Genomic DNA, 21,017 nt, shown 5'->3' on the forward strand with positions numbered 1-21,017 from the left:
CTTACAGGCCCCCTTCAAAACTCGTGACAAAATTGGTGTCCGGATCGCCGATCCCCAGGTTGGTGCAGCCGTTCAGCTTTTGCTGCGCCGTCAGGCCCTGATTGGGGATGTCGATGCGCAGCCGGTTCGACAGCGCCGTCGTGATGTTGGCGGCAAAATTGGCGTCATCTCCCAGCGCGGCGGCAAGCTCATCCAGCGTATCGAGAGCGCCGGGAGCGCTGGAAATGACCGAATTGACGGCGGCAGCTATCTGGTTTGAAATCTTGGTGACCGACCACGTTTTGCTGGTCGAGGCCACGGCGGCGTCATCAATCTGCGCTCCGATGGACGCGGCCACCGTGTCAAGATTGGCCTTGAGTTCATTCAAAGCCGCGACCAGACTGGTCTTCGCAGTCGTGGTCAGCATCGATAAATCGGCACTATTGCCGTTCAACAGGGTGCGGATTGATTTGCATTCAGTGGCGGCACGAACCGCCAAATCGATGGTGCGCTGTGCGGAAGTGGACATGGTGTCTCCTAGATCAGGCGGTTGTTGAAAATCAGGGTGAAGTCACCGGGGTCGTCATCGGTTTTTATGACCTCTGTATCCATCGCCACGCCCCGGTCGTTGAGGAACGCAGGTGTCACGGCCTCTGGGGTCAGAGCGCCATTGTCGGCGAGGAAAGCCTTGGTCACGTCTGCCCTGATGACGGCTCCGGCCATACGCAGGTCGTCCGTTGAAATCGGTCGGGATTCGGGGGTGTCGTCGGCCATGTCTGGGCTCCTTTAAGCGGCGGTCAGGGAAAGGCGGGCAAAGGTGGCAACCCGCGCGGCGGGCACGATCCCGATTGAGTTTTGAGCCACAAGGCCCTGCACGAATTCAAAGTGAGACCGCACCGGCTTGGTTCGCCGAACCTCATTGATCACGTGCTCGATGTATTCGGCGCTGGCGGGCGCGCCGCTGGCGTCGGTGACGTTGAGCGCTAACTCAAAGGTGTGTGGCGTCCCCTTCGGAACCATCTCGAACCACTCCCGGATCGCGACTTGCGCGCCGACAGCCCGCACCACGTCATGAACCGATTGGGCAGTGCCTTTTTTCCGCTGCAGGGCGATGGCGATCCGCACCCGGTCACGCTTTGCAGCCTCAGGCCAGTCCGCCGACCAGTTATCGATGCTCAGCGCCCACGCTAACCACGGCAGGACATGCAGCGGGCAGGTATCGGCGTCCCAGATCGCCCGCAAAGGGATCGGTGGGGTGCGGTCAGTCGCAGCCTCAACGGCGCGCTCTAAGGGTGAAGAATTGGGGGGGAGCAGGCTCATTCATCCGTCCCCACATGCGTAATCGTTATGCCCGTGCATCGGCTGGCCTGATGGTCAGCAATAACGATATCGGCGGCAGGCGATGTCAGGAGCGTGTTCTGAGCCCCTTCGCCGTTGATGGCGGCGAAAAAGGCCGCGCGGTTCACGTCGCGGCCAAGCTTATGAAGACGCACCGCCAGCGCTTGCGCATTGGCCAATCCATTTTCGATAACGATGCCGCCGTCGGGGCCGGGGTAGGTTTTAACCTGCGCTGTCACCTGATATTCGATGATCTGCGCGGCCTGTACGGTGACCTCATCAGTCAACGGGCGTTTATCACTGGCGGACAGGGCCGCTTGAACCGTGTTGATCAGTCCGGAGGTAGCGACGCCGCTGCCCGTCCGGGACAATATCGTGACGACGACTTCACCCGGCGCAGGGCTGGCGACGGAGGCGTCCGCCACATCGCTGTGAGCCGATCTGGCGTGATAGATATAGGCCCCGGCAGGGCCTGCGACGCTGTAGCCTTCGGGCGCAAGCTGAATGCGCTCTCTGAAATCCTCATCGCCTTCCATAACGGCAGGCGCACCGGTTTCCGGATTGGCAGGGGTAAGCATCAGTCGCTCAACCCCAAAGGTTGCGCCTATGTGATCGAGGTCGCTCCCCATTGCATAGGCCAGCATCCGCGCCTTTCCGGCGTCATTAATGCGCTGACGCATCAGAAACTCGCGGTAGGCCACGACTTCCAGCAGCTTGACGATGGGGTCGGATTCGAGCGTGTCATCAAAATCAGGGATGAAGGCTTTCAGGCTCGCCACGGTATCCGCAAGGATTTGCTCATAGCTCAACGGCTCGATGACGTTGGGCGCGGGCAAGCGGGAAAGATCGATAGCGTTGAAAGTGGCGTCGCTCATGCCGCCATTTGCGCCCCTCTCTGTCTAAGGCGCGACACGGCCCTTTTGTAATAGGCGCACATGACAAAATCCCAGACTGGTCTTCGCCCGCCCGCGCGATGAACGTGCGGCCATGACGCATCCCGAACTGGCCATTCTCTGGTTAATCAGCTTTTTTGCGGGCCTGACCTCAATTACGGGCAGGCTGGGATACATGCTGTTTGGCATTGGAAAACAGCCCCCGACCGACCCGGTTGAACTCAGCCACTGGCGTCGTAAGCGCCGCTGGCTGGCGATCTCCGATCTGTCCGCTCTGCCCGCCTTCGCGACCGTCAGCGTCGCCGTCACGGTCTATTCCAACTTCCCGCCTGTCGTCTCGGTTCTGCTGACCATGATCATGGGGGCGCTGGGCTTCGGCTTCCTGCTGAACGGGCTGCAATTCTTTATCCGCCGAGAGTTGAAAATGGAGAACACGCCATGATTCCAACCTTGGCCGTGATTGGCCTGATTTCCCTTGTCGCCGCCGCCCTGACCTTCCGCCGCGCCGTGCACCACGCCCGCCGTGAAATCCATTGCCGCCACAATCGTGAGTCCTGAATCATGACACCCGCCGAAGTGAAAACCGCTCAAGGGAACCTGACCCGTCTGGGCTATCAGCCGGGTCTGATCGATGGTGAGTTCGGCGCGAAAACCTTGTGCGCCATGATGGCTATGGCGGCGGGTCGCAAAGCGGACGCCAAGCTGCAAACCTATGCCGATGCGCTTTGTCCGCAACTGATCAAGGGCCAGATCATCGGTCGCTACCGCCTCGCCCACTTTCTGGCCAATGCCGCTATTGAATCGGGCTGGTTTGGCAGGCTTACGGAAAGCCTGCACTACAAAGACGCCGCCCATCTGGACGCCACATTCTCGGCGGTCAAAGGCGTGAATGATGCTACACTTCTGATCCGTCAGGGCGAAGCCGCAATCGGCAACCGCATCTATGCCAACCGCAATGGCAACGGTAATGAAGCCTCCGGCGACGGTTTTAAATATCGCGGTCGCGGCTTCCTGATGCACACCGGCAAGGCCAACTATGCCGCCCTCGAAAAGGCGGTCGGCAGGCCGCTGGTTACTCAGCCGCAGTTTCTGGAACAGCCGCTATATTCGGCCATTGCCGCCGTCGAATTCTGGAATTCAAACAGCCTGTCTGTGCCTGCCGACCGCAACGACGCCAAATGGGTGCGGCGCGGGATCAATGGCCCGGCTATGCTGGAACTGGCCACGGCCAAAAAAATCGCGGAACGCCTGTCGGGGTTATTCGTATGATCGATGCCCTCAAAACACTCGGCCTATGCCTTGGGATGGTCACGCTCTCGTTTGGTGCCGGTTATCTTGAAGGCAGCAAGGACGCTTACGAGAAAGCAGAACTGGCATCTGCCCGCCAAGCCGAGGCCGCAATGACCTCGATCCGCAGGCAACAGGCCCTGATCAACATTTTGAGCCGCGACGCCGCCATTGCTGAAACCCAGCGCCAAACCGCCGTAAAGGAAATTCACCGTGAAACTCAGCGCATTATTGAGCGCCCTGTCTATCGCACTGTCTGTATCGATACTGACGGCCTGCGCATCCTCGACCAAGCCGCCGATATCGCCAATTCCAAAACAACCGGCTATCTCCCCGAGCCTGCTGACGCCGCCTCCGGAATTGCCGAAAGTCCGCCGCCAAGCACCGCCGGAGACCTGACGCATTCAACGGGTGCAGACTGCGTTCAGTCCATTGTCGATCTCTATGACACGGCGGGCCAAATCCGCGCTCAGCTCATCGCCCTGCAATCTCAAGTCACAGCATCCCAAGAGGCGCAGCCATGAGCCTGTCTTTAGTCATCACCAATGCTGGTCGCGCCGCCTTAGTGAATGCGGCCAATACGGGGACAAACACAGTTCTGGTAACTCAGATCGGCGTCTCGGCGACGGCGGTGACCGCAAACCCCACCATGACCGCCCTTGCCGGTGAGATTAAACGGCTGGCCACATTTGGTGGCGTGGCCGTGGCGGATGACACGCTCCACATGACCATCCGCGATGAAACCGCGTCGGTATATTCCCTGCGGTCGTTCGCGCTTTATCTTTCCAATGGCGTCCTGTTCGGCCTGTTTGGTCAGGCGTCACCCATCATGGAAAAGACCGTCAATTCGACCCTGCTTCTGTCGGTTGATATCAAACTGGCGGATATCGCCGCACCCACCATAACATTCGGATCGACCGAGTTCCTGAACCCGCCGGCGACAACCGAAGTGCAGGGTGTGATCGAACTGGCAACTGATCCCGAAGTTGCAGGAAAAACCGACGCTACCCGCGCCGTGACGGCCAAGAGCCTGTGGTTTGCCTTTTCTACGTGGCTGGCGGCATGGGGATCGGACGTCTGGCGGTCATCAAACGATGGCTCCGGCTCAGGCCTCGATTCCGATCTGCTCGATGGCCAGCAAGGCGCATGGTATTCCAATATTGCCGCCCGTTTAGGTTTCACACCGGCCAACAAAGCTGGCGATACTTTCACAGGCCCTATCCGTCGCGATGAACTGGCCTATCTCGATATTCAGGGTGGCAACCCTATCCTCAACTTTGACGCCGCCGATTACATCTATTTCAGCCGCGCTACGAATGTCCTCTATTTCATAATCGGAGGCGCAGCGCGGGCGTCGCTTGACCCCTCTGGAGTTTTCTCAAGTGCGGGCCAAATGGGGGCTGCGGGTCAGATTGTCTGGAACGCGGGCAATGATGGCGCGGGCTCAGGCATGGATGCCGACCTGTTCCACGGTCGCCCACCGTCAGCTTACACGCGGAACGATGGGACGCCCAATGCGGCACGAAGTCAGGGGCAAATCAGTGCAGGCGATACGCCCAATGAAGGCTTTCACTCTGCGCCGATCCAGATCCGTGAAATAGGCTATGTTGGCACTGCGACCAGATCGACGGCCTACGCGCCGTCGATAGCCTTTCATTGGGCAGGGGTAAACGCCGCCCATCTTAAGATGTATGAGGATGGTTCATTACGCGCGCGCGGTAATAACAATGACCCAGCCTCCTACGTGCCTTTCTATGCCGCCAATGTATACTCACACAGTCAAATTGTCTGGTCGGCAGGCAATGATGGCGCGGGCTCAGGCCTCGATTCCGATCTGCTCGATGGCCAGCAGGGTGGATGGTATGCGGACATTCCGGGGCGGTTAGGGTTTGTTCCGGTCAGGCAAGGCGGTGGCTCCGGCCAAGGCCCGAACATCGTCCATATCGGCTGGTCTGGCTCCCGCCTTAAAGCCCAGGTCGATAGCTCGGATCTGGGCAGTATAGTGTTTGATCCGCATATTGCCGATGTCTGGCGGGCCTCAAATGATGGCGCAGGTTCTGGTATGGATACCGACCTGTTCCGTGGCAACCCGCTGGAAGCCTTTGCCCTGCTGAATCAATTTGATTTCAACGCCAATCCTGTCGGCCACTTTCAAATGCCCGGTGGCTTTGTCGTGAACTGGGGAACGTCAGGTGTCCTGAATGGAGACCAGCCAGCGACCATCAATCTCAGCAAACCAGTCTCACTCCACCTTGCTGCCGTCTGCGTTCCCAACGGCTCAAATGCGAACGTGGACAATCACGGGATCATGGTTAATCAGCCGATTGGTCAGCCTGCCACCTCCCTGACGGTAGGGCGCGGCTTTATCACCGGCGGCGGTGGCACATCGGGCACAGTCACATTTATCGCCATCGGAAAAGTTTAAGGAGCCTTTTATGAAAACTACCATTGGCAAATACGACGCTGATAATGGCCATGTACCGGTTGTGTTCGTCCATGCGGGCGTCACTCATAACCGAACGGTGAACGCAGTGATGAAGGACGGTCAATATGACGCGGTCGCCACAAAGGCCCGCGTAGCCGAAGTCGCGGCCGGTGTTGAGGTTAAGATCAACACCGGTGTCATCCGAAACCCGCCGCCCGAATCCCCGCCCGCCGCGTAAGGTTTTGTAATAGGCGCACACAACAAAACGCCCCTCTGGCGCATAGTCCGAGGGGCGATGATCGTGCGCCCTATGAGCGCCAATGACGACATTCCCGGCCTGATCGGCGATGTGATCCGCAAAGGGATCATTGACACGGTCGATCTGAGCACAGGTACCGCCACGGTTAAGGTCGGGGATATCACCTCCCCGCCTTTGCCGTGGTGCGAGTGTGCCGGTGCGGTGTCCACCTGGTGCCCGCCGTCTGAGGGCGAGTCCGTCATCCTTTTGTGCATGGAAGCCGACATCGAAGCCGCCGTAATCCTGCGCGGCCTCAACACCACAGCCAATCCCCCGCCGATCACGGGCCCCCGCGTTCATATCAAAATGCCTAACGGCACCTTCTTTGATTATGACTATGAGGCCAATGTCCTGACCCTCGACCTGACCGGCAAAGCCATCCTCAAAGCCCCTGACGGCTTTGAGTTCGAGGGCGATGTGAAAGTCACTGGTAAGGTAGACGCCACCGGCAAGATCACGTCTGACGATGATGTGTTGGCTGCAGCCATCAGCCTGAAGGGCCATAAACATGGCGGGGTATCCGCCGGTGCAGCCAAGACGGCGGTGCCGGAATGACGCCCTCAAGAAACGAAGTGTTAGGGCAACCAACATGAGCGGCATGGATCGCCTGACGGGTAAGCGCATCGAAGGCATGGAACATATCGTCCAGTCTATCCGCGACATCCTGACCACCCCCCTCGGCACACGCGTTATGCGCCGCGACTACGGCTCTGAACTGTTCGCCCTGATCGATCAGCCCATGAACACGGCCATGTCCTTGCGGATCGCCGCTTCCGTCGCCGGAGCCGTGCATCGGTGGGAGCCGCGCGTAAGGCTGACGCTCGTGCGCTTCCATTCGGCATCCGCACTGGGCGGCGCGGCCATAGATATCGAAGGCCGTCGCCTCGATCTGCCTTTGTTTCCCGCCTTCGCCCTTAAAGTCCCTCTCTAGGAGCCCATCCCATGCCCAACCATCACGGCGTAAAAACTCTTGAAACCACGACCGGCACCCGCCCCAGCGCCAGCGCCTCAACCGCCGTTATCGGCATTGTCGGCACCGCGCCCGCCGCGACGTCTGATGATTTGCCTTTGAACACGCCCAGACTCTTCACCGATATCTATGCCGCCATCGCGGCAGCGGGCGCGACCGGCACTCTGGCCAATGCCCTGCGCGCGATTGCTGATCAGGTCAACCCGACCGTGGTCGTGGTGCGGGTCACCGAGGGTGCAAATCCGGGCGCAACCAACATCAATGTCATTGGCGACATTACGACCGAAGGTCAAAAGACGGGGGCGAAGGCGCTGCTGTCTGCCAAATCTCAATTGGGCGTCACCCCCAAAATCATCGGTGCACCGGGCTTTGGCGCTCAGGAGGTGACCGCCGCACTGGCGGTAATCGCCAAACAACTCGACGGCTTTGTTTATGCCCCGGCTATCGGCGAAAACATAGCTGAGGCCAAGACCTATCGCGCAGGTTTTGCGCAACGCGAGTTAATGCTCCTGTGGCCGGAATTTTCAGACTTTTCAGGCTCAGCCGTCGCCCGTGCTATGGGCCTGCGCGCCCTGATCGATCAGGAAGTCGGCTGGCATAAAACCCTGTCCAACTATCCGGTGCAGGGTGTGACCGGCCTGTCAAAGGGCGTTCACTTCGATATTGCCGGGGTATCGACCGATGCCTCCGAACTCAACGATTCCGAAATCACCGCCCTGATCCGTGACGGCGGCTATCGCTTCTGGGGCAACCGCACCTGTTCGGACGAACCGTTGTTTGCCTTTGAAACCGCCGTCCGCTCCGGCGCGGCGGTGCGGGAAATCATCCGGGAATCGCTCCGCTGGGCTATCGATAAGCCCCTGACCAAATGGCTGATCAAAGACATTGTGGACACCGGCAACGCCGCCCTGCGCGGCTTGGTGTCTCAGGGATATCTGATCGGCGCGAAGATGTGGTACGACCCCGCTAAGAACGCAGCATCCGCGCTCGCGGGCGGTAAGCTGATCATCGACTATGATTATACGCCGTGCGCGCCGCTGGAATCTCTGACGATAAATCAGCGCATCACCTCCGAATACTACTCGGACATCCCCGCCATTTCCTAAGCCCCGCAATCAGCATCACGCCTCCTGATTAGTCAGGGGGCTAAACCTCTTTTTCAGCCACAGGATCACATACCATGTCACTGCCTTCTATCCTGAAATTCATGCAACTGTTCGTGGATGGCGGTAGCTTCCTCGGCCAGATTCCCGAAGTCACCCTCCCCAACATCGCGCTTAAGCTGGTCGATTACCGCGCAGGCGGGATGCTGTCAGAAGCTAAGATCGAAATGGGGGTCGAGCCGATCGAGTTCGAATGGAAAGCGGGCGGTCTTCTGGTCGATGCCTACCGTCAGTTTGGGGTGCCGACCCTTGACGGCACTCAGCTTCGCTGGGTCGGCGGCTATCAGTCCGACGACACCAATAAATGGACGCGTGTCGAAATTGTCATGCGCGGTCGCCACGGCCAGATTGCACCGGGTACCGCCAAGGCGGGTGAGCTGGGCGATAAGACCATCACCACCCACTGCCCGTACTACCGCCTCGAAATCGACGGCAGAACCGTCATCGAAATCGATATTCTGGCCCCGACTCTGATCATTGACGGCGTGGATCGCCTCGCCGGTATGCGCGCCGCCCTCGACCTGTAGCCTTAATCCAAAGAAAGTCAGACCATGTCCGACCCCAAATTTGCCGTTGTCGATCTCGAAAAGCCCTACAAACTGGGCGACACCGAACATAAATCCATCAAAGTCCGTAAGCCCGGCGCAGGTGAATTGCGCGGGACGAACCTCAACGCCCTCCTGAATTCGAACGTCGATCAGATGTTGACGCTTCTGCCGCGCCTGACAATGCCACCGATTTCGGAACAGGAACTCGCAGATCCCGACATAATCGACGTGGCCGACTTTACAGCGCTGGTAAATGAGGTGGTCATTTTTTTGACACCGGCTTCGCTGCGGGGCTGAAAGCCGCATCGATCGACGAAATGATGCGCGATATCGCCGCGATCTATTCGGGATATTGGACGCAAGGTACCCTAAGCGCCCTGCCGCTCGAAGAACTTGTCGCGGAGCATCAGGGCGCCATTAAACGCTATAACCTTATGAATGGGATCAAGGATTAATGGCCGAGCGTAAATTAGCCCTACTCCTTCAATTCAAGGGTGTTGATGGCCTCTCCGGCGTCTTAAAAGGTATCGTCGGTGCCGGTGGGGCCGCGCAGGATAAATTGCGCGGCCTCAACCACACTCTGAAGGAAGAGCGTAAGGAGCTTAAGGAGCTTCAAAAAGCCATCGGCGCGGTCGGCGTTCCTACCCGTCAAATGGTGGACGATCAAAGGCGCCTCGAATCCCAGATCGCAGCGACCACCAAAAAGGTTAATGCCCAAAAGGATGCGATATCGCGTGTGGGCCGCTTTTCGGCTATGGGCGATTCCGCGCGGTCAAAGGGGACGGAAAATATAACGACCGGCGTAGCGATGGCCGCGCCGCTTTTTCTGGCCGGTAAAGCCGCCGCCAGCTTCGAAGACGGCATGATCGATATCCGCCAGAAAGCCGGGCTGACGGTCGCGGAAACCAAAAAACTGGAAGGGAATATACTGCGCGCCGCCAAAGCCGCGCACCAGATCCCAGAAGCGATGCGCATGGGCGTCGATACTCTGGCAGGTTTTGGCATGACGCCACAGCAAGCCGGGGTGATGATCGCCCCAATCGGTCGGGCCGCGACCGCCTATCGTGCCGAGATCGCGGATCTGGCCGCCGCGTCATATGCCAACTTCGACAACCTGAAAGTCCCTATAAATGAGACCGCGCGCGCCCTCGATGCGATGGCCAGCGCGGGTAAAAACGGCGCATTTGAAATTAAGGACATGGCTACCTTCTTCCCGAACCTTACGGCTCAGGCTCAGGCACTGGGTCAAAGGGGGGTGCCCGCCGTAGCTGATCTGTCGGCCGCATTGCAGATCGCGCGAAAAGGCGCAGGCAGCGCAGAAAAAGCGGCCACCAATGTTGAAAACCTGCTGGCGAAACTCAACACAGAGGAGACCGAAAAGAAGTTCGCTAAAATGGGTGTTGATCTGCCCAAGGCTTTGAAAAAGGCTTATGCCGAAGGCAAGACCCCGCTTGAGGCCATAGCCGAGCTAACCCAAAAAGCGACTGGTGGCGACCTGTCAAAGGTCTCTAAATTATTCGGCGATATGCAAGCTCAGGCGGCACTTCGCCCTCTTGTGCAAAACATGGAGGAATACCGGCGCATCAGGGCCGAAGCCTTGAAAGCATCCGGCGTAGTCGATCAGGATTTCGCTATCCGGTCGGCCAGTGCGGGCACTCAGGCGCGCGCGATTATGGGCGATCTGTCCCGCCTGGCATTGGTTGTCGGCACCGCCCTGATGCCTGCCTTCTCAGAAGTGTCAGGCCATATCCGCACGGCGGCGGATCGTTTTGAGGCGTTTGCCTCGAAAAATCCGCAGGTCATATCGTTCATTGTGAAAACCATTGCCGTGCTGGCGGGCCTCAATATCGCGCTGGGGGCCTCACGGTTCGCCTTTGGCATGGTCATCGGGCCCATAGCGCACCTTTACAACGGCTTCCTCATGCTGGGTAAGCTGGGGCCGGTCATGCAGGGGATTATCGGTTTTGCCCCGCGCATCCTGCAGGCGTTCACGATCATGCGCACGGCGGCGATCTTTCTGGCTCAGGGTATCGCCCGCGCGGGTCTGATGCTGCTGGCCAACCCTATCGTTCTGATCATCACGGCCATAGTCGCGGCGGTCGCCATAGCCGGTTTCCTGATCTATAAAAATTGGGACAAGATCAAGTCAGCGTTTGCTGTGGGATTGACCTACCTTCAGGGGCTTTGGGGCACCTTCAAAACCATCGGCGGCAACATTATGCAGGGCCTGATCGGCGGCATATCCGATAAGATCGCGTTGGTGAAATCGATGATCACTGGCATTGCCGGTAAGGTCGCCGGTTGGTTCAAGGGCATATTGGGCATCCATTCCCCTTCACGCGTGTTCGCCGGATTCGGGGGCAGTATTGCCGAAGGGCTTAGGGTTGGGATGCGCCGGGGCATGGATGGCCCGCTGGGCGAAGCGCGGCGAATGGCGGAGGCCGTGTCGTCCCCATTCTCCGGCACATCGATCCGCCAGAGCCAGACCGCTGCCGGTGCCGCCACTCAGGCGTCAGGCGCTATACATATCGGCAGTATTCCGATCACAATTAACGCGGCCCCCGGTCAGTCTCCCGACGACATCGCGGCGACCTTAGAGCGTAAGCTCAAAGACATGATCCGGGAATTGTCGAAACCGTCTCTGGCGTCATTCCGCGACCGTGACGATTAAGGAGCACCCGACATGATGATGGCCCTTGGCTCTTTTATCTTTGAACTGGCCTCCCTGCCCTATCAGGAACTGCAGCGCCAGACCGCCTACCGCCACGCCACAACCGATCGTTTTGGCGCGCGGCCCGCTGCGCAGTATCTGGGCGAAGGCGACGACACGATTACCCTGACCGGCGCGCTGGTCGGCGGCGGGCTGGGCCGGTTTGCCTCTATGGATGAAATTCGCGATCTGGCGGCAACCGGTGACGCCTATACCTTAGTCAGCGGGTCGGGCGATGTGCTCGGCGAATGGTATATCGCCAATATCGCTCAAAACGACAGCACTTTCATGAAGGATGGCAAGCCGCGAAAAGCCGATTTCACCATCTTGCTTAAGCGGGATGATGATCCACTGCCCCCGATATCTGAGGCCCGCGCATGAGTTTTGAAAAACGGATGCCAAAGGCGACCTGGCGCATCACGCTCGACGGCCGCGACCTGACCGACAAGTTGCGTCCGCTGCTGATTTCCCTCACCCTGACCGAAAAGCGCGGGGAGGAAGCCGACGAGTTGGAGCTTATCATCGATGACAAAAACGGCACGGTCGAAATTCCGCCGGCCGGAAAAAAACTAAAGGTCGAAATGGGCTGGCAGCAGGGCCAAGGCCTGCCGATTGGCCTTGTCGATAAGGGCGAGTTTAAGGTCGATGAGGCCGAGTGGGAAGCCGATCCGGATAAAATCATTATCCGTGCCAGATCCGCGGACTTTACCGACAGCTACCGTGTGCGGCGTGAGCGCTCCTTTGTGAACACGACGGTCGGCCATATTGTTGAAACCATCGCCTCTGAAAATGGCTTGACCGCGCACATCGACCCTAACTTGAAATCAAAGTCCGTACCGGCACTGGGCTCCGGCGCGAAATCCGATTCCGCCCGAATCATGGAATTGGGAAAAAGGTTTGATGCCGTCGCGACCGTAAAGATGGGCAAGCTCATTTTTGCGCCCATCGGCAAAGGCCAGACGGCGGGCGGCACATCCCTACCCGTTGAGACAATTGATCGCAGCCAGTGCGGGCTGGGCGCGCGCTACGGGCGCGCTGAACGCGATACCTATAACGGCGTCGAAGCGCAATATCACGACAAAGCCACCGGCACCAAAATGACCGTGGTTGCCGGTGGCGGTAATGGCGACGGTAAACCTAAGCGTCTGCGCAGAACGTTTGCCAGTGAGGCCTCAGCCCGTCAGGCGGCAGAAGCCGAACACAAACGCGTGGTGCGTTCAAAGGCAAAGATGTCCCTGCCCTTGGCATTAGGCCGTCCAGACCTGACGCCAGAGCGCCCGCTCAAACTGACCGGCTATAAGACTGAGATAAACGACCATGACTGGCTGATCGCCGAGGCCTCGCATTCAATGGATGGTCGAGGCGGTCTCATGACGCGGCTCAGCCTTGAGACCGGTAGTTAACCGAAATATTTGGTCGACCTCCGGATCAATATCAAGTGAAGGCTTGAGAAGCTATGTTTTCAAACGCCGCTAATGCCGTTCCAATCCCTATGGTTCCACCTTGTGTGGCGATACCATCGTTTGAAATAATGGGAAAATCAGTCTTGCTCAGATTAACACCTCTGTAGTGCAGCGCCTTAGAGTAACTTTCGTTACTCGCCACAGCTTTAATGTCAGAAATAACCGCGAGGACGACCGCCTCATCATCGACATTTGGCTCCCTTGTCTGCAAAGACTCATGCAAATCTGCCAGCCGCTTCCCAGCAAAGTGAACGGCGGGTAGGATAGACTGAACACCATCGTCAAGGCTAGTTCCCCCGGCAATGGTTTGCTGCTCAATGGAAAACAACAATTCCGATAAAGGCAGCAGCGCCTCTTTTTTCAACGTCATGCATTCCTCCTGTTAATCTAAAATTGAGGTGGACTGGGGCTTGAAGATCGCCACCGCTCTCGCGGCCAACACGGTCTTAACCCCGATCCACCATTTTTCACTGGCCTTGATCTGGCCTCTAAAGCCCATCATGGGCTTTTCGATCCAGTTCCATGACACCCAGCCAATCACAAAACAGATAGGCAGCGCGATGAGGATGTTCCAGTACCATTCTCTTAGATCAGGGAACAGATGCACGATGGTTTGCTGAACCACAGCGCCATAGAGGAATATGCCGTATGAGTAATCGGCGGCACGGCTAAAGGCGCTCCTGACCGGATTACAAAGCCCCAGAAAAACGGTGAAATAGGTGGCCGGGATGACGCCAAGATACTCGCCGCCTGTGACATATGACAAAAGGACAACCGACAGCACGGCGCTGATCGCAAACAGCACCCAGTTAAAGGCGATCCGGTCGCGGTAAAGGTACATCGCCACACCGGCAAGGAAGAACGGTACTAAGAACTCACCGCCGATCACGCCGGGCGATTCCAGACCTTGCCAATCGTTCGCCGCCTTTTTCATCAGGTCGCGGCCCATGACCAAAGCCAAGGCGATCCAGACCAAGAATTTTCTTCGTTTCAGGCCCAGCACAAACAGTATCGCCAGCACGATGTAGCATTTAAGCTCATAGGGCACCGTCCAAAGCTGGGAGTTGACCTGACGCGGGAACGGATTGGTCTCGAAAACACCCGGCAAATAATAGCTGATATGGCCGGTGACATTGACCAGATAGCGCAGGAAATCGGGATGCGTGAAATATTCGCCCAAAGGCAGCATCGTAACGAACGTACCGATCAGCAGCGCCGACAGCAGAACCTCGACCGTCAGGGCCGGATAGATGCGTATGAATCGTAAGCCAAGGAAATTCACCAGCGTCTGAGATCGCTCAAGACTTCCGGCGACCAGAAAGCCCGACAGGGCAAAAAACATAGGCAGGATCAGCTTAAGCACCGGGCGCGCCGGACTATCCCAGAATTGATACGCGATGGCATCGCCGTAACAATAAAGGACGCTGTGGCTGACCACGACGCCCAGCGATAAAATAAGCCGCATATAGTCGAAACCGCTGGGGCGATGATCAGCCCGGAGCATTTCAGATGCCAGCGTCATGTTCATAATAGCCCCCGACTCCCAAATACCCCGGCCCGATATCAGGCAGGGGTATTATTGTATGGACACATCGTCAAGTTGATTTCAGGCGATCTTGCTCTAGGGTGGTGAGGGCTTTTTCGATTAGCTCTTGATCTTCACCTAGACCCTCAAATGAATAAGAAGCAGGCTGATCAGATATCCACGCGGCCATATGTTTTGCATGGAACCATGCCGATTTAAGCGCCGCCTCCAATTCCGCTATCCGTGCGGACTGATCGGGCGGCGAGGTGTAAAGAGGGATAAGCTCAGCACCATGTCTTCTAAGGGTTTCTATGTCGCCTGCTAGCGTGTATGCTGTATATTCACGGTCAGGTAACTGACTTTTTACAAGATACCCTACCGGCTCACCGCTTGTGGGTTGAAGGGCGGCGCGGATGATCGCAAACCGCTTTTCATTCGGGCTTCCTTGCTCTGCATTTGTTAGCAGCTCAATTTGGCTCAACGCCTCTAAGGCGGATGGGTTAGGTTGGGTCATAGCAGCCACCCCATCGGCGTCAGGGCTATAGCAAGCATGGTCAGCAGCACAATCGACAGCCACGGCCATACTTGGCCTTTGTCTCGCGGATCAAAGCCATCCGGCGTGAAATCGGTTATAACCGTCTCAGGCTGGGCCGTCAGTTCGGCACTGGGCAGGTACCCCGCCTGATTAGCCTTCTTCAACCACACCGCCGTCATGGTGTCAGAGGCGCACGACATTGCCGCCGTGGTAAGCTTAGCCCGTATGTGTGCGCGGCGGGTGATGATGACGGGGCGCGGCTTGAATTCCATGACCTGAGCCGTTTTCGCACGGATCAGGCGCAGCCGCCCGTCGTGATCGCGCCGCATGCAGACTATGCCGGACACGTCGCTATTTGCGCGGGCGGGATCGAAACCGATGACAATGCTCATGCCGCACCGCCTGTCACTTCATCTATCGCAGCACGGATAATCGAAAGTCTGTCGTTAATCCCGTCTTGCAATTCATCATCTTCAAAACCTGAAATGAATGTTTCAGCAGTCTGAAGCGCCTCAATCAGATTAGGCACGTGGCACAGCATACGCGCCGCCTTTTCGCTCAGATTTTCAGCAAGCACTTCACGATAAGGCGCGGGTGTTTGAACCCACCATGATTTGCCATTTGTATGGGCCTCATAAGGCCCGATCAGGCTTTGTGTGTGTGTCATGCCGCCACCTGACCAGCCGCGATGAAACCATTTGCGGTCGCCAGCAGGATTTTCACCTGCCCCGGATGCAACTTGGCCAAGGCATCAAACAGTTCGGGGTGCTCAACCGACATCGCTTGGGCGTCATCGACCCACCGGGCGCTGTTTTCGACCTGACAATCCCAGTCACGCTCCGGAAACAGGCTCTCGATGCGAACCTCCAGAACTTTGGCGATTTTGAAAAGCTTTGAGGCGCTCACGCGGTTCGCCCCGCGCTCATACTTCTGCACCTGTTGGAACGTAAGATCGATGGCCTCAGCCAAGGCTTCCTGAGACATTCCCCGCTGTTTGCGCACACGGCGGACGTTCATGCCCACGATCACGTCAATCGGGTCAGGGCCATTATCTAAGATGGATAACATGTGTGTAATCTCCCATAGCGTGATAAGCTATGAGTTGATTAAAACACTGAGTTACACCACACCGTCAAGTGTTAAATACACCGTGCTAGTGTTTTTTACACTCTGATGCCAACGGGATAGACTGCCATAACGTCCTTAAGGTGATATTTCACAACGCTTTCCTGATACGCCGTGACGCCGCCCTCAAGTTCGACAGGCTCATATTGAATGCACTCAACATGGGTATTCGTCGTCCGGATGTACTTTTTCACAAACACCTGACCGTCGTGATACCGGACGATGACGCCTTCATCTTTTTTAGGTGCGCCGACCATATTGTAGGAAATATACCCCCCCGACGACGCGTAGGGATAAACGCTCTCACCAAAGACCCGCATAAATCGCGTGTTTTTGTCGATGAACATAGACAGGTCAAAGGTTTCGGTACCATCGCCCTGATAAATATGCACCCCCTCCGGTGACGCGCGCGCGACACCATCAAGCGGAAATACAAGGCTTTGACGCTCTGGACGGTCTGTATCATCGCGTAAAAGCGGCGGGCTGGGCATGTCGAACATAGGCCGACCATCCATCACGGCTTCGACCTCGCGCTCAAGCGCGTCCATTGTGAAGCCCAACGCCTCTACGCATTTCCGCTGCAAAGCCACATCGAGGAATGCCTGATTAGAGCCGGTTTCATATCGCTGCCAGGATTGCTGATTAATACCAAGCTTTTCGGCAGCTTGAGCCTGCGAGAGGCGCGTTCGCGCCCGTAGCCTCGCCAATGCGTGGCCATAAAGAATCGCCTGCTCTTTCGGTGTCAAATCCTTCATGACCCGATAGTGCAATAACGACACGGTGTTTGTTATCACCATCATAGACAGAGTTAACTACACATTTACTATTGCCGGATACACCAAATCAGTAGCCACATACACCGACCACTCACATTGATTCGATCACAATGCAAATTTGTCACACAACGCAACCACCAAAGCCTGTTGAACGCGCGCCATTCCACCTATGGCTTTTCAAGCACGGGATGAGCGTCGCACAGGGCGCTCGCGCGATTGGCGTAAGCCAGCAGACATTAGAGCGCAACCTGCTGCCACCGTCAAACGAGCGCTTCTCACCGGCGTCGGTCGAAACGCGGGTCGCCGTGCGCAAATATACCAAAGGCGAAATCAAGCTGGATGATTGGTTCGAACGTCCTGAAACCGATGAGGAAGGGGATGACCAGTGAAAAAACGCATTTTCGCCCGTGGCGATCAGGTGTGCTTAGCACCCGACTTTCAAAAAGCGCGTGAGCATTTCAGAGCCGCGAAGTTGGCGGGCATATTTGATATCACGGACGCCCTGAAAGCCCTGACCGATTTAGCCATCGGCCCGGCAATCCAGTGGCAGCGGCGCTACACCCTCCGTATTGGCGAAGGCCGATGCGTCGAGGGGGATGTTACCACTATCGACTTCCTCAGCCGCGAGCTTGAACGCCTCGAAGCCTATGACCGTGACGCCCGCCGAGCAGTGGCACGGAAAGATCAAAGCCTTGAGGACATAGAGGCCGATCTGCGCCGGACTTACGACCGGCCCGCAGCAAGCCTCACACTCAATTTCGATAAGGTCGCCAGCTTAGACGCCGCAGCCCTCGAATCCTATCAGCACATCCCGGCGGACATTAAGGCCAATGGATGGGGCGAAGACCTCTCACATAAGCAGGGGCATTAAAGATGGTGGTGGGACACCCTCAATCAAATCAATCCGGGCTGGGTATCATGAGTAAACCAACTGAACAGCGAGCTGAGTGGCTGGACGCCCAGCGCAAACGCAGTCGCGAAAAAGGCCCTATGGCCCCTTGCGAAGTGTGCGGGGCAAAGTCCACGGCCAGAAGCTCTTACCGCTTAGGGCCGCGAACGCGGTGCCTATATTACACCTGCAAAAACCCTGAGTGCGGACACGAATGGGTAATGAACCTTGAATGGATCAAGACGACGCGACCCTCCCGGCTAGTTTGTGAGCCGGTCGCCAAGCCGACCTAACGCCTACCCCGACGAATTTTCCAAAGCCACGCGCCTAATGGTTCAGGCCGCGAACGCTATTGTCTTGTCTGCCATCGGCCTGCCGATGCCTCTGAAAGTACCCCTGCCCTATGTCGATGCGACAGGACATATATGATGAGTTGCTACCGCGCCTTATGGCCGATTTCCGGTTTAAGGTCGAAGGTGACAACCTGCGCAAAGGCGAATGCCCGCAATGCAAAGGCCGTGAGCTATTTGCCTATAAGGCCACACCCTGGACGCTTCACTGCGGTCGGGCCAATAAATGCGGCGAAAAGTTCAGCGTAAAAAGCCTTTATCCTGAAATATTCGATACCTGGTCGAACCGTGTAAAGCCCACCCCTCAAAATCCGAACGCCAGCGCGGAAGCTTATCTCGAAGGGGCACGCGGCCTGAAACTGTTGGGCCTGCGCAAAGCCTTCTCTCAGGAAATTTTCAAAGACTACGACCGGAACATGACCTCCGCCACCGTGCGGTTTCAGCTTTCCAACGGGGCGAAATGGGAGCGTCTGATCGACCATCCCGGACGGTTCGACCGCAAAGCCAATTTTATAGGCTCCTATCGCGGACATGTCTGGATGGCGCCAGATCAGGGCCTTGAAGTTCTCGCCCGTGCAGACCGCATATGGATCACCGAAGGCATTTTCGACACATGCTCTTGGCGGCAGGCGGGTGAGTGCTCGGTCGCCGCCATGTCCACCAATAACTACCCTGATCAGTTTTTGGCCGATCTGAAAAAAGAAATCGCGGCACAAAACCTGCGCGGCCCAGAATTGATCTGGGCGTTCGATAATGGGCGGGCGGGCGTTGAATACACCCGCAAATACCATGCGGAAGCCATGAAAAACGGATGGCGGTCAACGGCGGCTCAGCCGGTGCCCGAAGACAGCAAAGCCGACCACGATTGGAATGACCTGCTTATGGCGGGCAAGCTGACGCCCGAACTGATACCGGAATATCTGTGGAATGGCCGCTTGATACTGGCCGACAACGCCACCGACAAAGCCATTCTGCTATGGGAAAAACAACGGCGCGCCAGCTTCCATTTCATCCACGACAGCCGCACATGGTGGGCGTCCTTCGATCAAAAAAAGATCACTGAAACCAAGGACAAGGAAGAGGTTACCGAAAACTTTGCCGCACGTTCATGCGCCGAAGTCACCCAGATCGCCAACTGTGCATTTCGCGTACTCTACGCTCAGTTAGATTTAGGCACCGGCGAAAACCATTTTTTTCTCGACATCGACGTTCATGGCAGACCGGGCCTCTTTAAGGCGCGCATGTCCGCCGCCGCATTAACAGCCGGATCAGAATTTAAAAAGGCCCTCATGGGGGCTGCGGGGGCTTTATGGGAAGGCGGATCGCGCCAGCTTGACCGGCTTGTGGCCGAACAGACCTTCGGCATGAAAACCGTCACGGCCCTGCCCTTCGTTGGCTATTCCGGCCGCAAGGATAAGAAAGAACAGCCGGTTCATAATGCATGGGTGCTGGGCGATTTCGCCGTCCAAAATGGCAAGGTCTATAAAATCAATGCCGAGGACTATTTCGATTTAGGCAGCATGCAGCTCAAGCTGGCCAGCCGCGATCCTTACCTTGATATCAAATACGATCCGGATGCCTTTGATATCTCGTGGGTCATGGTTGTGTGGCGCGCCTTCGGGCCTAACGGCATGGTCGTTACCGTCTTCTGGCTGCTGTCGTTTTTTGCGGAACAAGTCCGCATTCATCACCATAAATCTCTGGGCTTTGTCGAAATGTCGGGCATCCCCGGCACCGGCAAATCCACACTTATCGAATTCCTATGGAAGCTGTGTGGGCGGGATAATTACGAAGGCTTTGACCCTTCCAAGGCCACAACCGCCGCGCTCGCCCGCAATCTGGCCAAGGTCGCTAATCTGCCGACCGTCTTTATGGAAAGCGACCGCGCTGACACCAATTCACACGCCAAAAAATTCGACTGGTCAGAGGTAAAGCCCTTTTTCAATGGCCGGATTGTGCGCTCACGCGGGAAACCCAGCGGCGACAATTCAACCGATGAAAGCCCGTTCCGAAGCGCACTGATCATCAACCAGAATGCACCGGTCGTGGCTGAACAGGCCGTTATGGAGCGCATCATACAGATGGCGTTCACTAAGGAAGGCTGGAGCGCTGACACTAAGGAAGCCGCGACCCAACTTGAACACTGGCCGATGGACGACATCAGCGGCACCATAATCCATATCATCCGACGGGAAAAAGACATTCTTGAGAAGTTCTCTGCCCTTAAGGATAAATATGAGGCGGCGTTTCTGGCCGCTGACAACCGGGTTAAAAATGGGCGGATACGGCTTAATCACGCGCAGTTACATGCGGCGCTAGAGGCCTTCGCACCGATCCTGAAACTGACACCGGATATTCTGCGCACCACCCACGATCATATTAACAGTCTCGCCATAGCCCGCGACCAGCTTATCGAAAGCGATAATGAGACTGTGGCTAAGTTCTGGGACATCTTCGATCACCTCGAAGACGATCCCAAAACCCTGACCCCAGAAGGGGAAGTGCGCGGCCTCAACCACAGCCGTGGCACCGATTTCATTTCGGTCAACCTCCTGCAGTTTGAACAGGCCGTAAAGCGCGCAGGCCTCGCCGCGCCGACAACAGACGAACTGAAAGCCAACCTCAAAAACTCGAAATCCCGCCCGTTCGTCGAGTCGAACAAGGTCATCAACTCCGGCCTAACCCACGCCTCTGTGCGCTGCTGGGTATTCCGCCGCGAACCTCAAAAGAAAGGAGGCTGATC

Annotated in this window: 29 protein-coding genes; 18 read left to right on the plus strand and 11 right to left on the minus strand. The window is 57.0% G+C overall.

The features are described 5' to 3' along the window. Position 1: 1 nt before the first annotated feature. The 4 genes from PQU98_RS04495 to PQU98_RS04510 are packed head-to-tail and all read right to left on the minus strand — an operon-like array spanning position 2 to position 2,192. The gene (locus PQU98_RS04495; protein WP_272743683.1) at positions 2–508 is read right to left on the minus strand and encodes a hypothetical protein; all 507 of its coding nucleotides are present in this window, start codon (positions 506–508) and stop codon (positions 2–4) included. An 8-nt stretch (positions 509–516) separates the two neighbouring features. Further along, positions 517–753, minus strand: a complete 237-nt coding sequence (locus PQU98_RS04500) for a hypothetical protein (RefSeq protein WP_272743684.1) — start codon at positions 751–753, stop codon at positions 517–519. A 12-nt stretch (positions 754–765) separates the two neighbouring features. Continuing rightward, the gene (locus PQU98_RS04505; protein ID WP_272743685.1) at positions 766–1,299 is read right to left on the minus strand and encodes a phage tail protein I; all 534 of its coding nucleotides are present in this window, start codon (positions 1,297–1,299) and stop codon (positions 766–768) included. Next, a complete protein-coding gene (locus PQU98_RS04510) occupies positions 1,296–2,192 on the minus strand; it encodes a baseplate assembly protein (RefSeq protein ID WP_272743686.1) in 897 nt (298 codons plus the stop codon). The genes PQU98_RS04505 and PQU98_RS04510 overlap by 4 nt, the downstream gene beginning before the upstream one ends. A gap of 112 nt (positions 2,193–2,304) precedes the next feature. On the opposite strand from PQU98_RS04510, the gene PQU98_RS04515 reads away from it, so the two are divergent. The 14 genes from PQU98_RS04515 (at position 2,305) to PQU98_RS04580 (ending at position 13,014) form a co-directional block, all read left to right on the plus strand. Beyond that, positions 2,305–2,652: a hypothetical protein gene (locus PQU98_RS04515; protein WP_272743687.1), complete on the plus strand. Its 348-nt coding sequence runs from the start codon at positions 2,305–2,307 to the stop codon at positions 2,650–2,652. Between the two features lie 119 nt (positions 2,653–2,771). Further along, positions 2,772–3,479 (plus strand): hypothetical protein, encoded by a 708-nt coding sequence (locus PQU98_RS04520; protein WP_272743688.1) that lies wholly within the window; start codon positions 2,772–2,774, stop codon positions 3,477–3,479. Next, positions 3,476–4,021, plus strand: a complete 546-nt coding sequence (locus tag PQU98_RS04525) for a hypothetical protein (protein ID WP_272743689.1) — start codon at positions 3,476–3,478, stop codon at positions 4,019–4,021. The genes PQU98_RS04520 and PQU98_RS04525 overlap by 4 nt, the downstream gene beginning before the upstream one ends. Beyond that, a complete protein-coding gene (locus tag PQU98_RS04530; RefSeq protein WP_272743690.1) occupies positions 4,018–5,922 on the plus strand; it encodes a hypothetical protein in 1,905 nt (634 codons plus the stop codon). The genes PQU98_RS04525 and PQU98_RS04530 overlap by 4 nt, the downstream gene beginning before the upstream one ends. A gap of 10 nt (positions 5,923–5,932) precedes the next feature. Then, a complete protein-coding gene (locus PQU98_RS04535; RefSeq protein WP_272743691.1) occupies positions 5,933–6,160 on the plus strand; it encodes a hypothetical protein in 228 nt (75 codons plus the stop codon). 72 nt (positions 6,161–6,232) lie between these two features. After that, positions 6,233–6,775, plus strand: a complete 543-nt coding sequence (locus tag PQU98_RS04540) for a phage baseplate assembly protein V (RefSeq protein WP_272744488.1) — start codon at positions 6,233–6,235, stop codon at positions 6,773–6,775. Positions 6,776–6,809: 34 nt separating this feature from the next. Continuing rightward, complete coding sequence (locus tag PQU98_RS04545) at positions 6,810–7,151, plus strand: GPW/gp25 family protein (protein WP_272743692.1); 342 nt, start codon at positions 6,810–6,812, stop codon at positions 7,149–7,151. Between the two features lie 11 nt (positions 7,152–7,162). Continuing rightward, positions 7,163–8,296, plus strand: coding sequence for a phage tail sheath subtilisin-like domain-containing protein (locus PQU98_RS04550; RefSeq protein WP_272743693.1), 1,134 nt, complete (start codon positions 7,163–7,165; stop codon positions 8,294–8,296). 74 nt (positions 8,297–8,370) lie between these two features. Next, positions 8,371–8,880, plus strand: a complete 510-nt coding sequence (locus tag PQU98_RS04555; protein ID WP_272743694.1) for a phage major tail tube protein — start codon at positions 8,371–8,373, stop codon at positions 8,878–8,880. Positions 8,881–8,904: 24 nt separating this feature from the next. After that, positions 8,905–9,198 carry a phage tail assembly protein gene (locus PQU98_RS04560; RefSeq protein ID WP_272743695.1) on the plus strand — a complete coding sequence of 98 codons (294 nt, stop codon included), beginning with the start codon at positions 8,905–8,907 and terminating at the stop codon, positions 9,196–9,198. 20 nt (positions 9,199–9,218) lie between these two features. Beyond that, a complete protein-coding gene (locus tag PQU98_RS04565; RefSeq protein WP_272743696.1) occupies positions 9,219–9,356 on the plus strand; it encodes a hypothetical protein in 138 nt (45 codons plus the stop codon). Continuing rightward, positions 9,356–11,572: a phage tail tape measure protein gene (locus PQU98_RS04570; RefSeq protein WP_272743697.1), complete on the plus strand. Its 2,217-nt coding sequence runs from the start codon at positions 9,356–9,358 to the stop codon at positions 11,570–11,572. The genes PQU98_RS04565 and PQU98_RS04570 overlap by 1 nt, the downstream gene beginning before the upstream one ends. Positions 11,573–11,584: 12 nt before the next feature. Continuing rightward, positions 11,585–11,992: a phage tail protein gene (locus tag PQU98_RS04575; RefSeq protein ID WP_272743699.1), complete on the plus strand. Its 408-nt coding sequence runs from the start codon at positions 11,585–11,587 to the stop codon at positions 11,990–11,992. Then, complete coding sequence (locus PQU98_RS04580) at positions 11,989–13,014, plus strand: contractile injection system protein, VgrG/Pvc8 family (RefSeq protein WP_272743700.1); 1,026 nt, start codon at positions 11,989–11,991, stop codon at positions 13,012–13,014. The genes PQU98_RS04575 and PQU98_RS04580 overlap by 4 nt, the downstream gene beginning before the upstream one ends. 31 nt (positions 13,015–13,045) lie before the next feature. Here the strand turns inward: PQU98_RS04580 and PQU98_RS04585 are convergent, their stop codons facing one another. The 7 genes from PQU98_RS04585 to PQU98_RS04615 form a co-directional block, all read right to left on the minus strand. After that, positions 13,046–13,444, minus strand: coding sequence for a hypothetical protein (locus tag PQU98_RS04585; RefSeq protein ID WP_272743701.1), 399 nt, complete (start codon positions 13,442–13,444; stop codon positions 13,046–13,048). 12 nt (positions 13,445–13,456) lie between these two features. Beyond that, positions 13,457–14,596 (minus strand): acyltransferase family protein, encoded by a 1,140-nt coding sequence (locus PQU98_RS04590; RefSeq protein ID WP_272743702.1) that lies wholly within the window; start codon positions 14,594–14,596, stop codon positions 13,457–13,459. Between the two features lie 73 nt (positions 14,597–14,669). After that, positions 14,670–15,113: a hypothetical protein gene (locus tag PQU98_RS04595; RefSeq protein WP_272743703.1), complete on the minus strand. Its 444-nt coding sequence runs from the start codon at positions 15,111–15,113 to the stop codon at positions 14,670–14,672. Beyond that, positions 15,110–15,526: a hypothetical protein gene (locus PQU98_RS04600; RefSeq protein ID WP_272743704.1), complete on the minus strand. Its 417-nt coding sequence runs from the start codon at positions 15,524–15,526 to the stop codon at positions 15,110–15,112. Before PQU98_RS04600 ends, PQU98_RS04595 begins: the two co-directional genes overlap by 4 nt. Continuing rightward, complete coding sequence (locus tag PQU98_RS04605; RefSeq protein ID WP_272743705.1) at positions 15,523–15,801, minus strand: hypothetical protein; 279 nt, start codon at positions 15,799–15,801, stop codon at positions 15,523–15,525. Before PQU98_RS04605 ends, PQU98_RS04600 begins: the two co-directional genes overlap by 4 nt. Then, the gene (locus tag PQU98_RS04610; protein WP_272743706.1) at positions 15,798–16,202 is read right to left on the minus strand and encodes a helix-turn-helix domain-containing protein; all 405 of its coding nucleotides are present in this window, start codon (positions 16,200–16,202) and stop codon (positions 15,798–15,800) included. The genes PQU98_RS04605 and PQU98_RS04610 overlap by 4 nt, the downstream gene beginning before the upstream one ends. Before the next feature lie 95 nt (positions 16,203–16,297). Then, a complete protein-coding gene (locus PQU98_RS04615) occupies positions 16,298–17,014 on the minus strand; it encodes a helix-turn-helix domain-containing protein (RefSeq protein WP_272743707.1) in 717 nt (238 codons plus the stop codon). 209 nt (positions 17,015–17,223) lie between these two features. Here PQU98_RS04615 and PQU98_RS04620 point away from each other — a divergent pair, with 209 nt between their 5' ends. The 4 genes from PQU98_RS04620 to PQU98_RS04630 all read left to right on the plus strand — a co-directional run bounded on the left by PQU98_RS04620 (position 17,224) and on the right by PQU98_RS04630 (position 21,015). Beyond that, on the plus strand, positions 17,224–17,424 hold the full coding sequence (locus tag PQU98_RS04620) for a hypothetical protein (protein ID WP_272743708.1): 201 nt from the start codon (positions 17,224–17,226) through the stop codon (positions 17,422–17,424). Next, positions 17,421–17,906, plus strand: a complete 486-nt coding sequence (locus PQU98_RS04625; protein ID WP_272743709.1) for a hypothetical protein — start codon at positions 17,421–17,423, stop codon at positions 17,904–17,906. The genes PQU98_RS04620 and PQU98_RS04625 overlap by 4 nt, the downstream gene beginning before the upstream one ends. 119 nt (positions 17,907–18,025) lie before the next feature. Next, positions 18,026–18,217: an ogr/Delta-like zinc finger family protein gene (locus PQU98_RS17030; RefSeq protein ID WP_368408148.1), complete on the plus strand. Its 192-nt coding sequence runs from the start codon at positions 18,026–18,028 to the stop codon at positions 18,215–18,217. A 110-nt stretch (positions 18,218–18,327) separates the two neighbouring features. Further along, positions 18,328–21,015: a toprim domain-containing protein gene (locus PQU98_RS04630; protein WP_272743710.1), complete on the plus strand. Its 2,688-nt coding sequence runs from the start codon at positions 18,328–18,330 to the stop codon at positions 21,013–21,015. The last annotated feature ends 2 nt before the right edge of the window (positions 21,016–21,017 follow it).

The organism is Asticcacaulis machinosus, from assembly GCF_028550435.1.
Taxonomy (GTDB): domain Bacteria; phylum Pseudomonadota; class Alphaproteobacteria; order Caulobacterales; family Caulobacteraceae; genus Asticcacaulis; species Asticcacaulis machinosus.

Excerpts from the sequence above, each read along its gene's own strand:
- PQU98_RS04555 (WP_272743694.1), top strand. The coding sequence starts at position 8,371 with ATGTCACTGCCTTCTATCCTGAAATTCATGCAACTGTTCGTGGATGGC.
- PQU98_RS04570 (WP_272743697.1), top strand. The coding sequence starts at position 9,356 with ATGGCCGAGCGTAAATTAGCCCTACTCCTTCAATTCAAGGGTGTTGAT.
- PQU98_RS04500 (WP_272743684.1), bottom strand. The coding sequence starts at position 753 with ATGGCCGACGACACCCCCGAATCCCGACCGATTTCAACGGACGACCTG.
- PQU98_RS04550 (WP_272743693.1), top strand. The coding sequence starts at position 7,163 with ATGCCCAACCATCACGGCGTAAAAACTCTTGAAACCACGACCGGCACC.
- PQU98_RS04505 (WP_272743685.1), bottom strand. The coding sequence starts at position 1,299 with ATGAGCCTGCTCCCCCCCAATTCTTCACCCTTAGAGCGCGCCGTTGAG.
- PQU98_RS04545 (WP_272743692.1), top strand. The coding sequence starts at position 6,810 with ATGAGCGGCATGGATCGCCTGACGGGTAAGCGCATCGAAGGCATGGAA.
- PQU98_RS04525 (WP_272743689.1), top strand. The coding sequence starts at position 3,476 with ATGATCGATGCCCTCAAAACACTCGGCCTATGCCTTGGGATGGTCACG.
- PQU98_RS04600 (WP_272743704.1), bottom strand. The coding sequence starts at position 15,526 with ATGAGCATTGTCATCGGTTTCGATCCCGCCCGCGCAAATAGCGACGTG.
- PQU98_RS04540 (WP_272744488.1), top strand. The coding sequence starts at position 6,233 with ATGAGCGCCAATGACGACATTCCCGGCCTGATCGGCGATGTGATCCGC.
- PQU98_RS04495 (WP_272743683.1), bottom strand. The coding sequence starts at position 508 with ATGTCCACTTCCGCACAGCGCACCATCGATTTGGCGGTTCGTGCCGCC.
- PQU98_RS04580 (WP_272743700.1), top strand. The coding sequence starts at position 11,989 with ATGAGTTTTGAAAAACGGATGCCAAAGGCGACCTGGCGCATCACGCTC.
- PQU98_RS04515 (WP_272743687.1), top strand. The coding sequence starts at position 2,305 with ATGACGCATCCCGAACTGGCCATTCTCTGGTTAATCAGCTTTTTTGCG.
- PQU98_RS04595 (WP_272743703.1), bottom strand. The coding sequence starts at position 15,113 with ATGACCCAACCTAACCCATCCGCCTTAGAGGCGTTGAGCCAAATTGAG.
- PQU98_RS04560 (WP_272743695.1), top strand. The coding sequence starts at position 8,905 with ATGTCCGACCCCAAATTTGCCGTTGTCGATCTCGAAAAGCCCTACAAA.
- PQU98_RS04535 (WP_272743691.1), top strand. The coding sequence starts at position 5,933 with ATGAAAACTACCATTGGCAAATACGACGCTGATAATGGCCATGTACCG.
- PQU98_RS04575 (WP_272743699.1), top strand. The coding sequence starts at position 11,585 with ATGATGATGGCCCTTGGCTCTTTTATCTTTGAACTGGCCTCCCTGCCC.
- PQU98_RS04530 (WP_272743690.1), top strand. The coding sequence starts at position 4,018 with ATGAGCCTGTCTTTAGTCATCACCAATGCTGGTCGCGCCGCCTTAGTG.
- PQU98_RS04590 (WP_272743702.1), bottom strand. The coding sequence starts at position 14,596 with ATGACGCTGGCATCTGAAATGCTCCGGGCTGATCATCGCCCCAGCGGT.
- PQU98_RS04565 (WP_272743696.1), top strand. The coding sequence starts at position 9,219 with ATGATGCGCGATATCGCCGCGATCTATTCGGGATATTGGACGCAAGGT.
- PQU98_RS17030 (WP_368408148.1), top strand. The coding sequence starts at position 18,026 with ATGGCCCCTTGCGAAGTGTGCGGGGCAAAGTCCACGGCCAGAAGCTCT.
- PQU98_RS04620 (WP_272743708.1), top strand. The coding sequence starts at position 17,224 with ATGAGCGTCGCACAGGGCGCTCGCGCGATTGGCGTAAGCCAGCAGACA.
- PQU98_RS04615 (WP_272743707.1), bottom strand. The coding sequence starts at position 17,014 with ATGAAGGATTTGACACCGAAAGAGCAGGCGATTCTTTATGGCCACGCA.
- PQU98_RS04585 (WP_272743701.1), bottom strand. The coding sequence starts at position 13,444 with ATGACGTTGAAAAAAGAGGCGCTGCTGCCTTTATCGGAATTGTTGTTT.
- PQU98_RS04510 (WP_272743686.1), bottom strand. The coding sequence starts at position 2,192 with ATGAGCGACGCCACTTTCAACGCTATCGATCTTTCCCGCTTGCCCGCG.
- PQU98_RS04520 (WP_272743688.1), top strand. The coding sequence starts at position 2,772 with ATGACACCCGCCGAAGTGAAAACCGCTCAAGGGAACCTGACCCGTCTG.
- PQU98_RS04605 (WP_272743705.1), bottom strand. The coding sequence starts at position 15,801 with ATGACACACACACAAAGCCTGATCGGGCCTTATGAGGCCCATACAAAT.
- PQU98_RS04610 (WP_272743706.1), bottom strand. The coding sequence starts at position 16,202 with ATGTTATCCATCTTAGATAATGGCCCTGACCCGATTGACGTGATCGTG.
- PQU98_RS04630 (WP_272743710.1), top strand. The coding sequence starts at position 18,328 with ATGTCGATGCGACAGGACATATATGATGAGTTGCTACCGCGCCTTATG.